Origin of the sequence: Jannaschia donghaensis (assembly GCF_001403795.1) — a bacterium.
Taxonomy (GTDB): domain Bacteria; phylum Pseudomonadota; class Alphaproteobacteria; order Rhodobacterales; family Rhodobacteraceae; genus Jannaschia; species Jannaschia donghaensis.
Map to the genome: position 1 here is coordinate 465597 of NZ_CXSU01000005.1, position 19642 is coordinate 485238.

19 protein-coding genes and 1 tRNA gene are annotated in these 19642 nt (G+C 66.1%); 11 read left to right on the plus strand and 9 right to left on the minus strand.

The features are described from left to right. The 4 genes from JDO7802_RS02925 to JDO7802_RS02940 form a co-directional block, all read left to right on the plus strand. Window positions 1-883: trypsin-like serine peptidase (locus tag JDO7802_RS02925; RefSeq protein ID WP_222836383.1), on the plus strand; the 883-nt coding region annotated here is incomplete at its 5' end. Between the two features lie 107 nt (window positions 884-990). Further along, window positions 991-1791: a trypsin-like serine peptidase gene (locus tag JDO7802_RS02930; RefSeq protein WP_055082407.1), complete on the plus strand. Its 801-nt coding sequence runs from the start codon at window positions 991-993 to the stop codon at window positions 1789-1791. Window positions 1792-1852: 61 nt separating this feature from the next. Then, window positions 1853-2395, plus strand: coding sequence for a tetratricopeptide repeat protein (locus JDO7802_RS02935; RefSeq protein WP_055083002.1), 543 nt, complete (start codon window positions 1853-1855; stop codon window positions 2393-2395). A 49-nt stretch (window positions 2396-2444) separates the two neighbouring features. Then, window positions 2445-2526: transfer RNA gene (locus JDO7802_RS02940), tRNA-Leu, on the plus strand. Window positions 2527-2609: 83 nt separating this feature from the next. Here JDO7802_RS02940 and JDO7802_RS02945 read toward each other — a convergent pair. The 5 genes from JDO7802_RS02945 to JDO7802_RS02965 all read right to left on the minus strand — a co-directional run bounded on the left by JDO7802_RS02945 (window position 2610) and on the right by JDO7802_RS02965 (window position 7416). Further along, complete coding sequence (locus JDO7802_RS02945) at window positions 2610-3431, minus strand: lytic murein transglycosylase (protein ID WP_055082409.1); 822 nt, start codon at window positions 3429-3431, stop codon at window positions 2610-2612. Between the two features lie 73 nt (window positions 3432-3504). After that, window positions 3505-4959 (minus strand): cobyric acid synthase, encoded by a 1455-nt coding sequence (locus JDO7802_RS02950; RefSeq protein ID WP_055082411.1) that lies wholly within the window; start codon window positions 4957-4959, stop codon window positions 3505-3507. A 100-nt stretch (window positions 4960-5059) separates the two neighbouring features. Further along, window positions 5060-5830 carry a lysophospholipid acyltransferase family protein gene (locus tag JDO7802_RS02955; RefSeq protein ID WP_306455343.1) on the minus strand — a complete coding sequence of 257 codons (771 nt, stop codon included), beginning with the start codon at window positions 5828-5830 and terminating at the stop codon, window positions 5060-5062. Window positions 5831-5845: 15 nt separating this feature from the next. Then, the gene (locus tag JDO7802_RS02960) at window positions 5846-6727 is read right to left on the minus strand and encodes a cell division protein FtsX (protein WP_055082414.1); all 882 of its coding nucleotides are present in this window, start codon (window positions 6725-6727) and stop codon (window positions 5846-5848) included. Window positions 6728-6741: 14 nt separating this feature from the next. Next, the gene (locus JDO7802_RS02965; protein WP_055083004.1) at window positions 6742-7416 is read right to left on the minus strand and encodes a cell division ATP-binding protein FtsE; all 675 of its coding nucleotides are present in this window, start codon (window positions 7414-7416) and stop codon (window positions 6742-6744) included. A 181-nt stretch (window positions 7417-7597) separates the two neighbouring features. On the opposite strand from JDO7802_RS02965, the gene JDO7802_RS18455 reads away from it, so the two are divergent. Then, window positions 7598-8719, plus strand: coding sequence for a zinc-ribbon domain-containing protein (locus JDO7802_RS18455; protein WP_055082416.1), 1122 nt, complete (start codon window positions 7598-7600; stop codon window positions 8717-8719). 7 nt (window positions 8720-8726) lie between these two features. Here the strand turns inward: JDO7802_RS18455 and JDO7802_RS02975 are convergent, their stop codons facing one another. From JDO7802_RS02975 to JDO7802_RS02985, 3 genes are read right to left on the minus strand one after another with little or no spacing between them, the layout of a single operon-like run. After that, window positions 8727-11360, minus strand: coding sequence for a DUF4175 domain-containing protein (locus JDO7802_RS02975; protein ID WP_055082419.1), 2634 nt, complete (start codon window positions 11358-11360; stop codon window positions 8727-8729). A gap of 36 nt (window positions 11361-11396) precedes the next feature. After that, window positions 11397-12665 (minus strand): diaminopimelate decarboxylase, encoded by a 1269-nt coding sequence (gene lysA, locus JDO7802_RS02980; RefSeq protein WP_055082421.1) that lies wholly within the window; start codon window positions 12663-12665, stop codon window positions 11397-11399. 1 nt (window position 12666) lies between these two features. Then, window positions 12667-12975: a DUF2834 domain-containing protein gene (locus JDO7802_RS02985; RefSeq protein WP_055082423.1), complete on the minus strand. Its 309-nt coding sequence runs from the start codon at window positions 12973-12975 to the stop codon at window positions 12667-12669. Window positions 12976-13186: 211 nt separating this feature from the next. On the opposite strand from JDO7802_RS02985, the gene JDO7802_RS02990 reads away from it, so the two are divergent. From JDO7802_RS02990 to JDO7802_RS03000, 3 genes are all read left to right on the plus strand, one after another. After that, entirely contained in the window at window positions 13187-14833 is a 1647-nt protein-coding gene (locus tag JDO7802_RS02990; RefSeq protein ID WP_055082425.1) for an electron transfer flavoprotein-ubiquinone oxidoreductase, read from the plus strand. Window positions 14834-15015: 182 nt separating this feature from the next. After that, window positions 15016-16695 (plus strand): tetratricopeptide repeat protein, encoded by a 1680-nt coding sequence (locus tag JDO7802_RS02995; protein ID WP_055082427.1) that lies wholly within the window; start codon window positions 15016-15018, stop codon window positions 16693-16695. Window positions 16696-16699: 4 nt separating this feature from the next. Beyond that, on the plus strand, window positions 16700-17491 hold the full coding sequence (locus JDO7802_RS03000) for a 4-(cytidine 5'-diphospho)-2-C-methyl-D-erythritol kinase (RefSeq protein ID WP_055082430.1): 792 nt from the start codon (window positions 16700-16702) through the stop codon (window positions 17489-17491). Here the strand turns inward: JDO7802_RS03000 and JDO7802_RS03005 are convergent. Continuing rightward, the gene (locus JDO7802_RS03005) at window positions 17488-18480 is read right to left on the minus strand and encodes a polyprenyl synthetase family protein (RefSeq protein ID WP_055082432.1); all 993 of its coding nucleotides are present in this window, start codon (window positions 18478-18480) and stop codon (window positions 17488-17490) included. The two genes, JDO7802_RS03000 and JDO7802_RS03005, sit on opposite strands and share 4 nt — an antisense overlap. A 45-nt stretch (window positions 18481-18525) precedes the next feature. Between JDO7802_RS03005 and JDO7802_RS03010 the strand changes: the two genes are divergently transcribed. The 3 genes from JDO7802_RS03010 (at window position 18526) to JDO7802_RS17570 (ending at window position 19605) form a co-directional block, all read left to right on the plus strand. Continuing rightward, a complete protein-coding gene (locus JDO7802_RS03010; protein WP_055082434.1) occupies window positions 18526-18741 on the plus strand; it encodes a putative signal transducing protein in 216 nt (71 codons plus the stop codon). 280 nt (window positions 18742-19021) lie between these two features. Then, on the plus strand, window positions 19022-19144 hold the full coding sequence (locus tag JDO7802_RS18665; RefSeq protein ID WP_275934845.1) for a hypothetical protein: 123 nt from the start codon (window positions 19022-19024) through the stop codon (window positions 19142-19144). 284 nt (window positions 19145-19428) lie between these two features. Next, complete coding sequence (locus tag JDO7802_RS17570) at window positions 19429-19605, plus strand: YdcH family protein (protein ID WP_083480984.1); 177 nt, start codon at window positions 19429-19431, stop codon at window positions 19603-19605. The last annotated feature ends 37 nt before the right edge of the window (window positions 19606-19642 follow it).

Here is a 19642-nt window from a genome sequence, read left to right on the forward strand (position 1 = left end):
TTCGGCATCCAGACTGACCCCGATTTCAAAGGGGTCTGCCATGCGTCTGTCGTTTTCAATCTGCCTGTCGTTCGGCCTGTTCGTCCTTGGTGCGACCCCGCCGACCGCCCAGACGACCGTCCCGCCATCGACATCCGCCACGGTTCAAACCGCCCATGACGCGCGGGGGATCGAAGGGGTCGGTCGGTTGGACATCCGGGGCGCGGATGGCGCATCCGGCTTTTGCACCGCCGCCCTCGTTTCCCCATCGCTGGTCCTGACGGCCGCGCATTGCTTGTTCGACAAATCGACCGGGCAAGCGTTCTCGAACGAGGCGATGACCTTCCGCGCCGGTCTGCGCCAAGGCGAGGAGACCGCCTCCCGGCGGGTGCGGCGGATGGTGATCCACCCCGGGTACACGTATTCCGAACGCCCGACCGGGACCGCCCTGCGGACCGACCTTGCCTTGCTGGAACTGGCGCGCGACGTCCGGTTGCCGCAGGTCCATCCATTCGCCGCGCAGGGCAGTCTGACCACCGGCGATGCGGTGGAATTGATCAGCTATGCCAGGGGCCGCGCCGATGCGCCGATGCGCGAAAGCGGCTGCACCGTCCTGGACCGGGACGCCCGCGTTCTGGTGCTGTCGTGTTCGGTCGATTACGGGGCCTCCGGCTCTCCGGTGTTCGTGCGGACCGCGCAGGGATTGCAGATCGTATCGGTCATCTCCTCGATGAGCGACTGGGACGGCCGGCCGGTCGCCCTTGCCGTCACGGTGGAGAGCGGCCTGGAGGAGTTGAAGCGCGAATTCCTGCGCACCCCGCAGTTCGCGGCCCGGCGCAAGGTCCTGCGCGTCGGCGAAGATGGCGGAACCGGGACGATCCGCTTCCATCGGCCCGGCGACTGACACAATCCGCCCGATCTGCCCGCAAAGGGTCCCGAACGGGCACCAATCCGGACCCAGACTCGGCGCTTTCCAACCCTAGACAGGGGGAAGACGCAGTGAGGGCAGACATGAACACTCCTTTGAAATCGATGATGATGGCCGTCCTTGCGGCGGTCACGCTAGGCGCGCCTTCGATGGCCGAGACCCCGCTCGAAAGCCTGGAAACGGCCGACGCGAACCGGGGCTGGGAAGCGGTTGGGCGGCTCAACTTCGGGCCCGACGGGTTCTGCACCGCATCGCTCATCACGTCCGACGTCGTGCTGACGGCGGCACATTGCCTTTACGACGCGGCGACCGGAGAGCGGATCGATCCATCCAAGATCGAATTTCAGCCCGGGTTGCGCAACGGCCGTGCCGAAGCCTATCGCGGCGTGCGCCGGATCGTCGTGCATCCCGAATACGACTTCTCGGACTCCACCCGGCTGAGCCGCGTCGGCTCCGACCTCGCACTGCTGGAGTTGGATCAGCCTGTGCGTCTGGGCCATGTCCGCCCGTTCCGCACCCAGGTCCGGGTCGAGGCCGGGCAGGTTGTCCAAGTGGTAAGCTACGGGCAGGACCGGGCCGATGCGCCGTCGCACGAAAGTGCATGCGAAATTCTGGCCCGCGACAACGAAATCCTGGTGCTGAGCTGCGAGGTCGATTTCGGATCTTCCGGCGCGCCGATCTTCATTCGCTACGGGGACGAAACGCGCATCATTTCGGTGGTGTCCGCCAAGGCGCAATGGGAGGGGCAGGACGTGTCCCTTGCCGCCGTGATGGAAGGGCAGCTGGACGCCCTGATCGGCGAATTCGCCCGCACGCCGGCCATCGGCGCGGTGGGCAAACGGTTGGCCATCGACGGTGCGGTCGACACGTCCGCGTCGCGGTGAGCACGCATTATCCGTCGGCCCGCACCTTGACCTGACGTCCGCGAACGCCACCATCGTTATCATGCTCAGGACATTCTTCGCATTGGTTCTTTCCGCCGCGCCCGCTTTCGCGACCTGTCCGCCGGCCCCCGACATCGCGGGCGCGATCGACGGGCTGATCGATGCGGTGCAGGACGCCCCGGATGAAGGGGCCGCACGCGTCCTGTCGGGCGAAATGTGGACCTTCTGGGCGAAGGCGCCCGATGCCCGGGCCCAAGACCTGCTGGATGACGGCATGGCGCGCAGGGCGTCGTTCGATCTGGCAGGGGCGGTGACCGCGTTCGACGCGCTGATCGAATACTGCCCGGAGTATGCCGAAGGCTACAACCAGCGTGCCTTCGCCAATTTCATCCGGGAAGATTTCGCCGCCGCGCTGCCCGATCTGGACCGCGCCCTGGCGTTGCAACCGCGTCACATCCCGGCGATGGCGGGCAAGGGCCTGACGTTGATCCGCATGGGCCGTATCCGGGACGGACAGGCGGAAATCAGGCGGGCCGTCGCATTAAACCCGTGGCTGAGCGAGCGCATCTATCTGACGCTCAAACCCGAGAGCACCGATCTCTGACGGCTTGGCGCTTGCCAATGGCGGGCGGTTCCACTTACGCAGGCGACGTGCGGGTGTGGTGGAATGGTAGACACATCAGACTTAAAATCTGAAGGGCTTTGCCCGTGCGGGTTCGAGTCCCGCCACCCGTACCGAAATCTTCCGCAGTCTTCGTCACCACGAAAAACGGGGCGGCCTTCGCCACCCCGCTATCGTCAAGATATCTGCCTGATTTCTACCGGATACGTTCGGCCGCATAGGCGATGGCGCGCTGGTAGTTGCCGCTGTCGTTCCAGGCCGACAGGACGTTGAAGTTGCGCGTGCCCTGACCAAAGGGCTGTCCGGCCTGCCAGCCGTTCTGGCGCAGCATGTTGGCAGCACTCGCAAGCGCATCGGTCGCGGAATAGGGATCGCGGCGACCGTTTCCGTCGGCATCGACGCCGAAGCGTTCCCAGTTGCCAGCCAGGAATTGCATGTGCCCCAGCTCGCCCGATGGGCCACCGCGCGTGTTGGCCGCGATGGCACCCTGATCGACCAGACGCAGGGCCGAAACCGCATGCGTCTCAAACCGGGGGTGACGGCGGCAATAGCTGGCAAGCGTCACGGCCCCGTCCACGATCGGCGTCTGGCCGGTATAGCCGCCCCAGGATGTCTCCAGCCCCCAGATCGTCACCAGGATCGAGCCGGGCACGCCATATTGCCGCTCCAGTGTGTCGAACAGACCGGCGTTGCGGTCCTTGCGCGATTGCGCCTGGCTGACGAAGGCCTGCGCCGAGGAGCCGGAGCGTTTGGCAAGGAAGGCCGCCGGATCGCCCTGGCTCACGCCGGACTGGCTGGCCGGGTTCGACTCGAAGCGCCATGTGATGCCCGAAAGATCGGCGCTGTTCAGGGCCTGAAGCCCGCGCTGACCGACGCCCGCCGACGCCGCCTGCTGTCCCAGACCCTGCTTGTAGGCACCGAACTGACCCTGACTGGTGATGCATTGTGCGGCCAGGGCCGGGGTGGCGACGAGCGTGGCCAGAACGGCCGCGGCGCGAAGCAGGTTTGCGCGGATCATGGGAATCTCCTGAAGGAATTGTCTGACGGGAACCTTAGCATGGGTTCGCAGGTGGACAACGTTCGGGTGTCCGTTATCGAATATCGGTGGCGATCTGCAAAAGGGCTTCCATGTCGAGGCAGACCGCCAGATGCGCGGCAAGGGCATCCAACGTGGCATCGACGCCCGCACCGTAGTCGGTGGGCGATGTGAGGGCCCCCAACCTGGCCAGGTAGGCCGCGCGAAAGGCATCGCCTGTAAAAAGCCCGTGCAGGTAACACCCCCGGACACGGCCATTTTCGCCAGCGGCGCCGACCCGTGTGCCGTTTCGCGTCAACCAGCCGCGCGCGGTATCCGGGCCGGTCGTCTGCCCCAGGTGGATTTCATAGCCTGTCACGGCCGCGCCGCTGTCCACGTCGGTGGCGGTCACGCGGGACAGATGCTTGCGCGGCTGCATCACCGTGTGGATGTCCAGGTGGCCCAGGCCGTCCACGGTCGTCGGTGCGCCCTCCAGACCTTCGGGGTCGGCGATGGTGCGGCCCAACATCTGATAGCCGCCGCAGATGCCAAGAACATGACCGCCCCGCCGCACGTGCGCCGCGATATCGATGTCCCAGCCCTGCGCGCGCAGGTCGGCCAGATCGGCAATCGTGGCTTTACTGCCGGGGATCAGGATCAGGTCGCAGACGGGCAGGGGACGGCCCGGCGCGATCACCTCGACCGACAGGTTCGGATCGGCGGACAACGGGTCAAGGTCGTCGAAATTGGCGATCCGGTTCAGGCGCGGCACGACGATGCGGAAGGTGTCGGGCCGGGTCGCGGACCGGATGTCCATGATGTCTTCGGCCGGAAGCCGCCACGCATCGGCGAACCAGGGCACCGTCCCCAGTGCCGCCCATCCCGTGCGCGCCGCGATCTGCGCCGTGCCTTCGTCGAACAGGCTGACATCGCCGCGGAACTTGTTGACGAGGAACCCCTTGATGCGGTCGGCATCGTCGGGGGCCAGCACCGCCTTGGTGCCCACAAGCTGCGCGATGACGCCGCCCCGGTCGATGTCGCCCGCAAGGACGACGGGCACATTCGCCGCCTCGGCGAAGCCCATGTTGGCGATATCGCCCGCGCGCAGATTGATCTCCGCCGGGGAGCCGGCCCCTTCGATGACGATCAGATCCGCATCGAGGGACAGGCGGCGAAAGCTGTCGAGGCAGGCCGTCAGAAGCTGAGGTTTGAGCGCGGCGTAGTCGCGCGCGCGCACCGTCGCCAGACGCTGCCCTTGCACGATGACCTGACTGCCGGTGTCTGTCTCGGGCTTGAGCAGGACAGGGTTCATGTCCGTAACCGGATCGACCCCGCAAGCCATCGCCTGCAACGCCTGCGCGCGCCCGATCTCACCGCCGTCGGCGGTCACGGCGGCGTTGTTGGACATGTTCTGCGGTTTGAACGGTCGAACGCGCAGGCCGGCTTGTGTAAAGTGGCGGCAAATGCCCGCGACCAGCATCGATTTGCCAACGTTCGAGCCGGCCCCCTGGATCATGATCGCCCGTGTCATGCGCGTTCCTGTCTGATGTGGCGGGTGATGGCGCTCGATCCCTCGTTCTCGCTGTTCGGCCCGGCGGACCATCGCAGTTTAGGGACGTCCACGCCGCAGGTCAGCGCGCGACGTCCTCGACCACATCGACCACCGGATCGCCGACCCGCTGCGGTGCGGGGGCGATGGGGAAACCCGCCTCCTCCATCAGACGGTTTGACGCGGTTTCGACCCGCTCCTCCAGAAGGGCCATGAAGGTCGCACGGTCCAGGCCCGGCGGGATCGGATCGAGGAATTCGGCCACGGCCAGACCGGATCTGCGCAGCAGGCCGCGCTTGGGCCAGAAGACACCGACGTTGGTGGCCACGGGCACGCAGGGCTGCTTGAGCTGATCGTAGAGCGCGAAGGTCCCCACCTTATAGGGCGCGCGCACCCCCGGTGCGACGCGTGTGCCCTGAGGATAGATCAAGAGCTGACCGCCTTCGCGCTTGCCCGACGACACTTCGGCCAGCATCCGTTTGATCGCCTCGGCCCGCTTGCCACGAAAGACGGGGATACATCCCAGTCGCAGGGCGTACTGGCCCAGGAAGGGGGCAAACCGCAGGATGGATTTCATGATGAAGAACGGACGCGACAGGGGGATCCAGATCAACATGATGTCGAGAAAGCTCTGATGCTTTGCGGCGACCAGAACGCCGCCGGTGGGCACATTGCCCCGGATTTCAGTGCGCAGGCCGGTTATCTTTTCAAGCAACCAGAGCGTCGTCTTGGCGTAAAAACTGCAGGTCCAGCGCGCGCCTTCGGGCGACGCGATGAGCAACGGGATGCAGGCGATGCCGACGATGGTCATCCAGATGTACATGACGACGTTGAATAGGACGGAACGGATCATTTGCATGGGGCGACCTTATTCGAACCGGGCCAGCGCGGATAGCGCGGCGCGGCGGGTGGCCAGGAACGCGACGGCCCCGGCAAAAAGCGGGATCAGCGGCAGTAGGAGCCAAGCCGCCCCGGCGAAGCTGAGTCCGGTGAGAAACCCGCCGGCGGGATCGGCCTGCGGCAGAAAGGCGATGGCAAGGCCGCCAAGCGTGGTTCCGATCAAAGCCCCGGCGGCGGCGCGCAGGGTGAAACGGCGGGTGAATGCGCGCGCGACATAGGCGTCGCGTGCCCCGACCAGGCGCAGCACGCGGATCACCTGCGAATTGGCGGACAATGCGGCCTGCGCGGCCAGGGTGACCATCGCCGCCAGCGTGCCCGCAATCAGTGTCAGCGCGATCCAGCCAAGGGCGCGCAATCTGTCGGCCGCGCGCACCAGGGGCTGCCGCCAGCGGGTATGGTCGTCGTAGGTGGCGCCCGGAACCTCGGCCGCGAGACGTTGGCGCAGGCCCTCGACATCCAGATCGTCGGTGCCGATCACCTCCACCAAGCGGGGCAGGGGAAGCGTGTCGAGCGGCAGATCCGCACCCAGCCAAGGCTCCAGCAGGGCGGCCTGTTCGGACTGGTCCAGAACGCGGCTCTCGGCCACGCCGGGCGTCGCGGCCAAGATCGCCTGCAGCGCATCGACCTGGGCATCGGCCTGTTCGGGCGGGGCGGACACGCGTATCGTGGCGGCCTGTGCAAGACTGTCGGCCCAGCGGTCGGCAAGCCGGCCCGTGGCCAATGCCAGAGCCAACGCAAAAACGGCGAGGAAGGCCATCGCGGTCGCGGTCAATACGGTCAGCCAGACCGTGTGCCCGGTGGGTGGGACGACGCGATCGGCCTGACGGTCACCAAGGGCCGCGTCGAGCATCGGGCGCAACGCTTTCACAACTCCGCCCCCGACGATAGCACACCATTCGCCAGACGCAGCACCCGGGCCGAGACCTGCGATTTGGCGGCGCGGATCAGGGCCAGGTCATGGGTGGCGACCAGAACTGTTTTTCCCATGCGGTTCAGTTCGGCCAGCAGGGTCAGCAGGCGCTGCGACATTTCCCAGTCGATGTTTCCCGTCGGCTCGTCCGCGATGATGACTTCGGGGTCCATGATGATCGCACGGGCAAGGGCCGCGCGCTGCCGCTCTCCGCCCGACAGCTGCGGGGGCAGGGCATCGGCACGCGGCGCAAGGCCGACCCAGCCCAGCAATTGGGCCAGGTTCACCGCTTCGGCCGCGACGTCGCGGCCCGCCACCATCAGCGGCAGGGCGACGTTTTCGCGGATGCTCAGGTGGTCGATGAACTGACAATCCTGGTGGACAACACCGATCCTTCGGCGCATCCGCGCCAGCCCATCGCGTTCGAGGCTGCGGGTGTCGCGGCCGTCCAGAAGAACCTGGCCGGAGGTCGGCTTCAGATCGCCGTAGCAGAGTTTCAGCAGCGTCGTCTTGCCCGCGCCCGACGGCCCCGTCAGGAAGTGGAACGACCCCTGCGCCAGACCCAGATCCAGGCCGGCCAGCAGGCCCGCGCCGCCATAAGAATATCCTGCGCCCTGCAGCTCGATCACGGTTGTCCCCTCGTGTTCGTGCCCTTCTGCCCCAGCCATGATTTTGACGCAATCGCCGCCTTTCCGGGTATCCGGGTCACAGCCTCGGTCGGGATGCCCGGCGTCAGGGTTGACACCTGCGGGCCAATGGGGCGCGGTAAGCGCAATTGTTAACCTTTCGTCCAGGACACCCACCGGCCGCATGCGCATCACCTGTCCAAACTGCAACGCCCAATACGAAGTGGGCGACGACATGATCCCGTCCGAAGGTCGGGACGTGCAGTGTTCGAATTGCGGGACGACCTGGTTTCAGGACGGACGCCCCCGTGCGGCCAGCGCGGTCCAGGAACGGGCGGTGCGCCGTCCGGGACGTCGCGCCACGGACCTGCCTGTCGAAGATGATGAAGTCGACGACGATGACGATATTCCCGAACCCGTCCGGGCGCGTGCCCGCCGGGTCGAACCGGATCAGCAGACGCTGGATATCCTGCGCGAGGAACGCGATCTTGCCGAACGCCGACACGACGACGAAGGCACGTCCGAAGGATCACGTGACACGGCGAGCGATGATGACCGGGATGGTGATGTGCCGGATGTTGTCGGATCTCAGGATGCGATGATAGAAGGCGCGCCCGGCAACGATACGCCCGACAAAAACGCGCCGGACGACAATGCGACGGATGATGGCGGCGACGCGGACGAGACGCCGTCCGATGACCAGGACGAAACGTCCGACCCGCGCCAGAAAGCAGCTGCCGAACGGGCCCGCATGGCCGCCGCCGCCACACTGGCCCGCGCGCGCGGATCCGCCCGCGGCGGACGGGGAACCCGAACCGTGACCCCGGCAGAAGAGCCCGACATCGACGTGTCGGACGTGATCGCCGAAACGCTGCGCGACGCCGCCGCCCCATCGGGCGATGACGGGGTCGACGACAACGGCGATCCGTTTGATGGCACCGACACGACAAACGACGCCCCGGTGTCTGCCCGCGCGGCGCGGCGCGAATTGCTGCCCGATATCGAGGAAATCAACTCCTCCCTGCGGCCCGACGAACGCGCCGCCGAGGCCGAAGCCGCCGCCGATGCAGAGGCGGAGGCCCCGCGCATGGCCAAGCGGATGAGCGGATTTCGACTGGGTTTTCTGACGGTCTGCGGCGTGATCCTGATCCTTGTCGGGATCTATGTCTTCGCGGACCATATCGGCGAGGCGGTGCCGCAGGCGTCGACCGTCCTGACGAAATACGTGGCTTGGGTCGACGTACAGCGCATGACCATCGCGGCGGCGGCCGAAAAGCTGACGGAAAGCATCTCTCCCGACCGCTGAGGTCCGATCAGAACCGATCGAGCAGGCGGCGCAGGTAGTCGAGTTCCAACTCCGGTCGATCACGCTCGCCCGAGCGGCGACGGATTTCATCCATCAGATCGCGTGCGCGGCGCTGGGCTTCGGGCCCCTCGCCCAGGGACTCTGTGCTGCCGATCTGACCGCCCTCACCCGATTGCCGACCCAAAGGGTCGCGGTCGATGGCGCGGCCAGGCCGGTCGCCCTGCTGCCCCTGATTGCCGGGCTGATCGCTGCCGGGCGGGCGGTCGCCGGCAAGCGCGCGGCCCAGCTCCTGCATCCCGTCGCGCAGCGCATCCATGGCGCGCGCCTGATCGTCGAGCGCACCGCCCAGATTGCCATCGGCAAGATCCTGTTCGGCATCCTCCATCGCGCCCTCGGCCCGACCAAGGGCCTCGCGCGCGGCATCGCCGGCTTCGGTGCCTGCGCCGGGCAGGTTGCCGCGCAGCGTCTCCAGTCCCTGCCGCAGAGCCTCCTGGCGCTGGGCCAACTCCTCGGGGCTGCCGCCCTGACCGCCGCCCTGTCCGGGCTGCTGGTTCGGCTGGCCCTGGCTGCCGCCACCCTGACCGGGGGACTGGGACTGCTGGTTCTCGCCCTGCTCCCCCTGCTGACCTTGACCCTGTTGCTGGCCCTGACCCGGCGAATGCTGTTCGGACTGACCTTGCCCGCTGCCGTTTGCACCCTCGTTCTGCTGGCTTTCGCCGGCCTGCGCGTCCGGGTTGAACTGCTCCTGCAGCTGGCGGAACGCTTCGTCCGACAGGCCCTGCTGTTCGCGCAATTGCTCGCGCAGGTCATCCATCGCCTGCTGACCCTCGCCCTGCTGACCTTCACCGCCGCCGCCCTGCCCTTGGGTGACCTGCATGTTCTCCATCATCTCCTGCAGCTGGCGCAGCAATTCCTGCGCCTCGGCGGTGCGACCCTGGCGCATCAGCTCCTCGATGCGTTCCATCATCTCGTCCAGCATGTCGGGCGTGATTTCCTGCGTTTCACCCTGGGCCTGCTGTTGCTGTCCCTGCTCGCCTTCCTGCTGGGCAAGCTGGCGGGTGTAATCGTCCATAGCCTCGCGCATTTCCGCCATCAGGCGGTCGATCTCTTCGGGGGAAGCCCCTTGACGGATGGCTTCGGCCAGCCGCTCCTGCGCCTCGCGCAAGCGGGCCAGTGCACTGTCGAGAGACCCTTCCTCGATCCGGACGGCGGCCTGCCAAAGCATTTCGGCCACCTGATCGCGGGTCTCCAGCGTCAGCGGCCCTTCGTCCAGCCGGCGAATGGCCATGCGGGTGATGATATAAGCGGTGGGCGCGTTCCAGCTGCCGTCGGCCTGCCAAGTCACGGCCTTGAGCAGGCGAGAGACACGGTCGCGGTTGGCCCGCGACCAGTTCAGGTCGCGACGCTGTTCGATCAAGGCGCTTGCGATGGGATCATAGAAGGCCCGACCGGGCAGTGTCATCTGCGCGACCGTCGTGCCGGTCTGATTGGCGGCGTCGCTGGCGCGCAGGGTGATGGTGACGGGCATGTCGGCCAGCGGATGCTCGGTCAGTTCGGCGCGGAAGGTTTCCACGATATCCGCGCGGTCGCCTGAAATAGGCAGCGACATGTCGAGGGTCAGCGGCGCGCGCGGTTCCGGCTCGATCGTCAGACCGTGGCGACGCTCGGCCGCATCGGGGTCGAGTGCGATGGTTATTTCTGCCGCGGTCACGCCGTAGTCGTCGCTGGCGGTCCAAGGCAGGGTGACCAGATCAGGGAACTCGAATGCCGGATCGCCAGCGACGGCGATGTCGGGTTCTGCGTCGGGCGTTGCTGTCAGGGTCCAGAGGGGGGTGTCGTCCACCCCGTCGATGGACAGGGTGCCGGACTGAGTGACGACGAAGTCCTGCAACGGCTCCGACGGAAGGGTTTCGGTCCGGCCCGAGACGGTCTCGCTGACGGCGAGGGCACCGACCTCGCCGTAAAGGCGCAGAGTCACCCGCGTGCCTTCGGGGACGTTCACAGGCCCCGGATCTATGTCGTTGAGATATAGCGTCGGCAAACCCGTATGGCGCGGCGGCTCCAGCCAGCCTTCCCATGCGGGACCGGTCGCGACTTGGCTGCCGGCCCCCGGCAGCGCGGGCACCTCAGGAACGCGCCAGAGCGTACCGAAAAGCAAGGCGACGGCGGCCAGAAGGACGGCCATGTAGCGCAGGGCGTAAGGGTCGCGGCGCGACACCCGCAGGTCGCCCGGCACGGCACGCGCCCCGGCCAGACGGTCGGCCATGCGACGACGATGCGCCTCCCAGACGGCGGCGGCCTGAGGGTCGTCGGACCCTACCGCCATGTCATCGGAGAGCGCCGAGAGCGGCCTTCCGGGCAGGGTTGCGTCCAGACGGGCCAGCGCATCGGCGCGGGTGGGCGCGCGGAAATCCCACATACCGACGACGAAAAGGGCGATGGCGACAAGGCCGGCGGCAGCGAGCGCGGGCAGTTCCCACAAGTTGGGAAGGATACCGGACGCCCAGATGGCCAGTCCGACGAACAGCACCGTCCACATCGGCCAGAACGCACGGGTCACCCGCTCGGCCCAGAGGCCGAGATGGGTCAGGCGCACGGCTCCGGCGAGGGAGCGCTTGGGGGGCGGCGTGCTGTCGGTCAATCGACCCTCCCGATGTCTGTCCCTAGGAAGGTAGGGTCATTCGAGCCAATGGGGAACACTATCGCGCGAAATCATCTCGTCATAGGTCGGACGCGGGCGGATCACCGCGTATTGATCGCCCTGCACCAAAACCTCGGGGATGAGGGGGCGGGAGTTGTATTCACTGGACATCACGGCACCGTAAGCCCCGGCGGACCGGAAGGCGATCAGGTCGCCTGCGTCCACCTGCGGCATATCGCGTCCCTTGGCGAAGGTATCGCCCGTTTCGCAGATGGGGCCGACGATATCGAAGGCGCGGGTGTCCGCCCCCGGCGTGGGTTCGATCACCGGAACGATGTCGTGGTGCGCACCGTACATCGCCGGACGGATCAGGTCGTTCATTGCCGCGTCCACGATCAGGAAATCGCGGCCCTCGCCTTCCTTAACGAAGATGGTCGAGGTCAGCAGGATCCCCGCATTGCCCGCGATCAAGCGGCCGGGTTCAATCTCGATCTCGCAGCCCAGATCCCCTACCTCCTCGCGGATGACCTGCCCGTATTCCATCGGCACGGGCGGGGCGAGGTTGGAGCGGGCATAGGGAATGCCGAGGCCCCCGCCCAGATCGAGGCGCGTGATTTCATGCCCGTCCTCGCGCAACGCCCGCGTCAGGTCGGCGACCTTGCGATACGCGGCGCGGAACGGGTCGAGGTCGGTCAGCTGGCTGCCGATGTGGACGTCGATGCCCACGACCTTCAGCCCCGGTAGGCTTGCCAATTCGGCATAGACCTCGCGGGCGCGGGCGATGGGGATGCCGAACTTGTTGTCGGATTTACCCGTCGCGATCTTCTCGTGCGTCTTGGCGTCGACATCTGGGTTCACGCGCACGGTGACGGGCACGTCGAGGCCCATTTCGGCGGCGATCTTCGACAGAAGACGGTATTCCGGCTCGGATTCCAGGTTGATCTGGCGGATGCCGTTTTCGAGGACGTAGCGCATCTCGGCTTCGGTCTTGCCCACACCCGAGAACACGATCCGGTCGCCCGGTACCCCGGCGGCGCGGGCGCGGCGGTATTCGCCCTCCGACACGACGTCCATGCCGGCCCCGGCATCGCCCAGCAGCTTGAGGATGGCGACGTTGGACGCTGCCTTGACGGCGTAGCAGACCAGATGCGGCCCCCAGGCAAGGGCCTCATCGAACAGATGGAAATGGCGCAGCAGGGTCGCGGCGGAATAGACATAGGCCGGCGTGCCGACCCCGCGCGCGATGTCCGACAGCGGCACGTCTTCGGCGTGCAGCATGCCATCGCGGTAGAGGAAATGATCCATGTCAGCGGCTCCGCAAGAACAGATAGAGCGGCAGGCCAAGCGAGACGCCCACGAGATAAGTCGCGGGAATTGCGATCAGGCCCAGCCAGTTGCGGGTTTTCACGGCCTCATAGACGATCCAGACCGTCAAGGTCACGGCGGCCACCGTCAGATCCCAGACCAACCCCGATGACGCGTCGTTGACGTGCCAGGCATCGATCATCGCGCCGATGTCCCAATCGTTCGCCTGCAACCACGGAATGAAGTAGCGCATCGGCAGGATTACCCCCGCCATGCAGAGCAGGAGCCAGAGGATGCGGATCGGTTTCATGGCGTCTCTCCCGTCGGGTGTCGCGCTTCTATAGGGAACGATTCACCGGGTTGGAACTGCGGGACCCTCCGGCAGGGGGTATTTTGGGTCTGAAGACACAAGCGGGGTGACGTGACGCGGCAGGACGTTGCGACACGATGTTGCGCCGCCGTTGACCTGTGGGGTGCCGGACCGCATATCGAGATTGATAAATTCGACGAGGGAGACCACCATGTCCGATGCACCGACACGCGAAGCGATGGAATACGATGTCGTCATCGTGGGCGCGGGGCCCGCGGGCCTTTCGGCGGCGATCCGGCTCAAGCAGCTGGATGCCGATCTGCAGGTCGTTGTGTTGGAAAAAGGCTCGGAAGTCGGGGCGCATATCCTGTCGGGGGCGGTGCTGGACCCCTGCGGCCTGAACGCGCTGATCCCCGACTGGAAGAAGAAGGGGGCACCCCTGAATGTTCCGGTCACATCGGATGCGTTCTTCGTTCTGGGCGAAGAGGGCAAGGTGCGCGTTCCCAACGCCGTGATGCCGCCGCTCATGTCAAACCACGGCAACTACGTCGTGTCGATGGGCAACGTCTGCCGCTGGATGGCCGAACAGGCCGAGGAATTGGGCGTCGAGATATTCCCCGGCATGGCCTGTTCCGAAATCGTCTGGGACGGCGACCGTGTGAAAGGCGTCGTCGCCGGTGAATTCGGGCGCAACGCCGACGGGACCGAAGGGCCGGGGTACGAGCCGGGGATGGAGTTGCACGGCAAATACGTGATGCTGGGCGAAGGCGTGCGGGGATCGCTGTCCAAGCAGGTGATCGCCTATCACAAGTTGGATGCGGACGCGGACGTGCAGAAATACGGCCTCGGCATGAAGGAAATCTGGGAAATCGACCCCGACAAGCACACGCCCGGCAAGGTCGTGCACACGATGGGCTGGCCGCTGGGCAAGAACGCGGGCGGCGGGTCGTTCATCTATCATCTGGATAACAATCAGGTCTATGTCGGCTTCGTCGTGCACCTGAACTACAAGAACCCCTATGTTTTCCCGTACATGGAGTTCCAGAAATTCAAGCACCACCCGATGGTCGCCGAGCTTCTGAAGGGTGGCAAGCGCGTCGCCTACGGGGCCCGCGCGATCACAGAAGGCGGGTATCAGTCGCTGCCCAAGACGGCGTTTCCGGGCGGCGTCCTGCTGGGCTGTGCCGCCGGCATGGTCAACGTCCCGCGCATCAAGGGCAACCACAACGCGATGCTGTCGGGCAAAGCGGCCGCCGAGGCCGCGCACGAGGCCATTCAGGCCGGGCGCGCGGGCGATGTGCTGGACGGCTATGACACCGAAGTGCGCGAGGGGGCCATCGGCAAGGACCTCAAGCGCGTGCGCAACGTCAAGCCGCTGTGGTCCAAGTACGGGCTGACCGCGTCGCTGACGGTGGGCGGCGCGGACATGTGGCTGCAGAATCTGACCGGCTGGTCGCCGCTGAACGTGGCACACGGCAAGAACGACGCAGACTCGACCGAGGAGGCGTCGAAGCATCAGGAAATCGTCTATCCCAAGCCTGACGGCAAATTGTCGTTCGACCGGCTGACCAACGTCGCCTTCAGCTTCACCAACCACGAGGAAAGCCAGCCCGCGCACCTGAAACTGAAGGACGCGAGTGTCCCGGTCGCGATAAACCTGCCGAAATATGCCGGCCCTTCGGCGCGATATTGCCCGGCCGGCGTTTACGAATTCGTGGGCGAAGGCGACGCGGCGAAATTCCAGATCAACTTCCAGAATTGCGTCCACTGCAAGACTTGCGACATCAAGGACCCGTCCCAGAACATCGTCTGGACGACACCGCAGGGCGGCGATGGGCCGAATTACCCGAACATGTGATCGCACCGCACCGTCTGGAACGAATCCCTGCAATCCAGACGGATGCGGGGATTTTTCAACCTCGGGCGGAACGGACCCGGCGGCAGACCGGTCCTGCGACGCCGGATTCGTTGCATCCTGTCCCCACGCCGCCTAGCGTGAGCGAAACGCGGGTCACAGAGCCCCGATGCCAGAGGTTTCCCATGTTCCGTTCCCTGCTGCTTGCCGCCACGTGTCTGGCCCCGCTTCCTGCCCTGTCGCAGGGTCTTGCCGGGCCGTATCTTTCCGCGCGGATCGCGGGCTTCAACAACGATTACGAGGCGGCCGGCGCAAGCTATGCCGATCTGGTCGAACAGGGCGAAACGACGCCGCAAATCCTTGAAAACGCGCTCATCATCTATTCCGTACTGGGCGACTTCGACAGCGCCGTCGACGTAGCGGATATTCTTACTCAAGACGGTCAGCCCAGTCAGTTCGCTGCCAGTGCGCGGATGGTCGTCGCCCTGCGCGACGGCGATCTGGCGACGGCCCGCGACCTGCTGGATGATGGCGGCATCGCCGGCCCGTTGCTTGATGGCCTGCTGGACGGTTGGATCCTGGCCGAGGAGGGCGACATCGAAGGGGCCCTCGCCGCGTTCGATGCCTTGGCCGACCAGGAGGCGTTCACCCCCTTCGGCCTGCGCCACAAGGCGTATCTGCTGGCGATGACCGGCGACATGGAACAGGCCGACGAGATCATGTCGGGCCGATCCGGTGACGGTCTGTTGAATGCGACGGCACGCGGCATTGCGGCCCATGGGCAGGTCATGGCGCAACTGGGTCGGCGCGACGATGCACTGGAGCTTGTCACCAAGGCCAATGACGCGACCAGTTCCGCGCTGCTGCGCGACATGCAGGCGCGATTGCAGGGGGACGACGATGTGCCCTTCGACCTGATCCGCACGCCGCAGGACGGGATGGCCGAAGCCTATTTCATCTTCGCGGCCCTTCTGGCCGGGGATTCCTCGGCCACGTTCACGTTGCTCAACGCGCGGGCGGCAAGCGCGCTGCGACCCGACCACGTGGAGGCGCTGGTCCTTATCGCACAGCTTCTGGAGCAACAGGATCAGCTGGATCTGGCCGCGATGGTTCTTGACGCCGTGCCATCGGAAGACCCCGCCTTCTATGAGGCGGAGATCGCGCGCGCCGATATCCTGCTGGCGACGAACGACGACGACGCGGCTGTGCAGGCGCTGCGCTCGCTCACCGACAGCGACGGCGACAAGGTGGAGGTCTGGGCGGCGCTGGCCGATGCGCTGCGCCGGCTGGACCGCTTCGACGAGTCGGCCAGCGCCTATGACCGCGCGATCGAAATGCTGGCCGAGGTGACGGAGCGCAATTGGCTGCTGTTCTATGCCCGTGGCATCGCCCGCGAGCGGTTGGACGACTGGCCGGGCGCGGAGCGGGATTTCCGCCGCGCGCTGGAGTTGAACCCCGGCAATCCGAACGTGCTCAATTATCTCGGCTACGGTCTGGTGGAGCAGCGGATCAAACTGGACGAGGCGCTCGACATGATCGAACAGGCGGTGGAGGCGCGGCCCAACGACGGGTTCATCGCCGATAGCTTGGCCTGGGTGCTCTACCGACTGGGCCGCTACGAGGAGGCGGTCGAGCCGATGGAGCGGGCGGTGATGCTGACGCCGCTGGACCCGCTGATCAACGACCATCTGGGCGACGTTCTCTGGGCTGTGGACCGCAAGCGCGAAGCGCGGTTCCAATGGCGCCGCGCCCTGTCGCTCGACCCGCAGGAGCAGGAGGACCGGATCCGCCGCAAGTTGGAGGTCGGTCTGGATGTCGTGCTGGAGGAAGAGGGCGGCGTCGGTCCCATCGAAGCCGTCGACTGACGTCGTGCGCACGGGGATCGCGCCGGCCAAGGTCAACCTGACGCTTCACGTGACTGGCCGACGGCCCGACGGATATCACACGCTCGATTCGCTGGTGGCCTTCGCGGACTTCGGTGACGGGATTACGATCGCACCGGGCGACGGTCTGACGGTGACCGGGCCGTTCGCCGAAGGCGTGCCGATTGACGATGGCAATCTGATCGTCAGGGCGCTGCGTCTGGCCGGTGTCACGCGCGCCGTGACGCTGGACAAGCGGTTGCCGCACCCCGCGGGCATCGGCGGCGGATCGTCGGATGCGGCGACTGTTCTGCGCCTGATCGGGGCGACCCTGCCGATCGAAACTGTTCTGAGCCTTGGGGCCGATGTGCCCGTCTGTCTGCACCCGCGAGCGGCACGGATGCGGGGTATCGGCGAAGTGGTGGAGCGGATCGACATCCCACCCCTTTCGGCTGTTTTGGTCAATCCGGGGCTCGCGGTGCCGACATCCGACGTGTTCCGTGCGCTGCTGACGCCGAACAACGCGCCGATGGCGGATCTGCCACGTTGGCAGGACGCCGGGGATATGATCGGTTGGCTCGCCACGATGCGCAACGATCTGGAGCAGGCCGCGATTGCGGTGGCACCGGGTGTTTCGGATGTGCTTACGGCGATCGACGGAACGGGGGCCGGGTTGACCCGGATGTCCGGGTCGGGGGCGACATGCTTCGGCCTCTACGCTGACGGTGCGGTGGCAAACCGTGCGGCCGCGGCTCTCGCGCAGTCCGGATGGTGGGTGCGGCGCGTCACCCTGCGCTAAAGCGCGCGGGCCACGACGTAGTCGGCCAGATCGCCCAGCATGTCGCGCAGGTCGCTTTGCGGCAAACGGCGCAGCGCGGCCTTGGCCCGGTCGCGCCAGGCAATCGCCTCGACCCGCGTCTCCTCCAACGTGTCGTGACGTGCCAGGATCGCGCGGGCGCGGTCCAGATCGGTCGCGTTGCCCCGCTCCAGCGCGTCCTTCCAGAACGCCCACTCCACGTCGTCGCCCTTGGCGATGGCCCGGATCACCGGCAGCGTCAGCTTGCCTTCGCGGAAGTCGTCGCCCAGATCCTTGCCGATGGCATCGCCGGCCCCACCGTAGTCGAGCCAATCGTCGATGATCTGGAAACTGACGCCGAGGGCGTCGCCGAAATCGGCCAGGGCGCTCACGTGGTCCTCGGGGGCACCGGCGACGACCGCGCCGCTTTCGCAGGCGGCCTGGAACAGTGCGGCGGTCTTGCCGCGCACGACGCGGAGGTAGGTGTCTTCGGTGGTGGCGATGTTGCGCGCGGCCGTCAGTTGCAGCACCTCGCCTTCGGCGATGGTGGCGGCGGCCCCCGACAGGATGTCGAGGATGCGCAGCGATCCGGTCTCCACCATCAGTTGGAACGAGCGGGCGAAGAGGTAGTCCCCGACCAGAACGCTCGACTGGTTGTCCCACAGCAGGTTCGCGGTGGGCCGGCCGCGCCGCTGATTGCTCTCGTCGACCACATCGTCGTGGAGCAGGGTCGCGGTGTGGATGAATTCGACCGTGGCGGCCAGTTTGACATGATCTTCGCCGTCGTAGCCGCACAGCCGGGCGGCAGCGACGGTCAGAAGGGGCCGCACGCGTTTGCCCCCCGCGCTGACCAGATGGGCCGTCACTTCGGGGATGCGGGGCGCGTTTTCCGACGCCATCCGTGTCGTGATGAGCGCGGCCACCGCCTCCATATCCGACGACAGGGCGGCGGCCAGCCGTTCGTGCGGTTTGATCGGCGTGGCCTCGGTCATGGCGGTCCCTCGACAACGGCGCATGGGGCGCCCATAGCTTGGCCCATGAAAGAACTGCTGCGCACCAACGACCCGACGATCATCGCCTTTGCAAGCGCCCTTCTGGACGGCGAAGACATAGATTGCTTCGTGCTGGATGAAAACATCTCGGTGTTGGAGGGAAGCATCGGCATATTGCCGCGGCGCATGATGGTCGCCGACGACGATCTGGAAGATGCGCGGGTCGTGTTGCGCGACAACGGGGTCCATGTTTCCGCGTGAGCGGCCCCGACATTACGACCGACGAATTTTTGGGCGGTCGGCTCACTTCGCTTCAATAGCATGTTGGTTTCCGATCTGGCTTCGATCCGGTTTTGCTTGCGGTCGCCACTCCGGCAAGGGCGGGTGACAGCGTGCTTGACCTTGGCTGTGGCCTCTGGGTTGCGATGTACTGCCTGGGGTGCCGCGGCCCGGCCTGGCGCTGAAGGGGTGGAGCGGCACGCTGACGCCGCTTACATGGCCCGAGGTAACGGCGATGCGGAGGGTTGGGTGGATCGGCCCAATGGCTGGATGCGGTGGTGCGCCGCGCCGGATCGAAGGGCAGCGTTACCCTTACGGCAATGAGGAGACGATCGTCACACTATCGTCGCGTCTGGGCGATCTGATCGCACTGCTGGTCATCTGATGGGCCGGACGGGGGGCACAGCGCTGGACCGTCCGGGGCCGCAAGAACCGCCGCGCCCCCCTGCGGCTGCAACCGCACATGGTTCTGCGCGACGGTGCCAAGCCCTGCCACAGAAACGATGTCGAGACGCCCGCCGCGCAAGCAATGCTGCGCGATGGACAGGCACTTTTGCTGGATGACTAGAATTGGATGCAACTATCCGCCGCCGTGTTTCGAAAAATGATGACAGATGGGTATGTCATATGCTGCAATCGAACGATCACAAACCATCAGAGGAGAATGCCATGTCGCTCACGTCCCATCTGTCGGAGTTGCGAAAGAAACATGAAACCCTCTCTCAGCAGGTCGAGTCCGAGGCGCGCAGTCCGGGCGTCGACAGCATCGTGCTGACCCAGCTCAAGAAGCGCAAGCTGGCCATCAAGCAAGAGATCGAGAAGCTGAGCGCGGCCCCCGCGCACTGACCCGCCCACATCGGTTTCGAAAGGTCTGTCCCGGTAA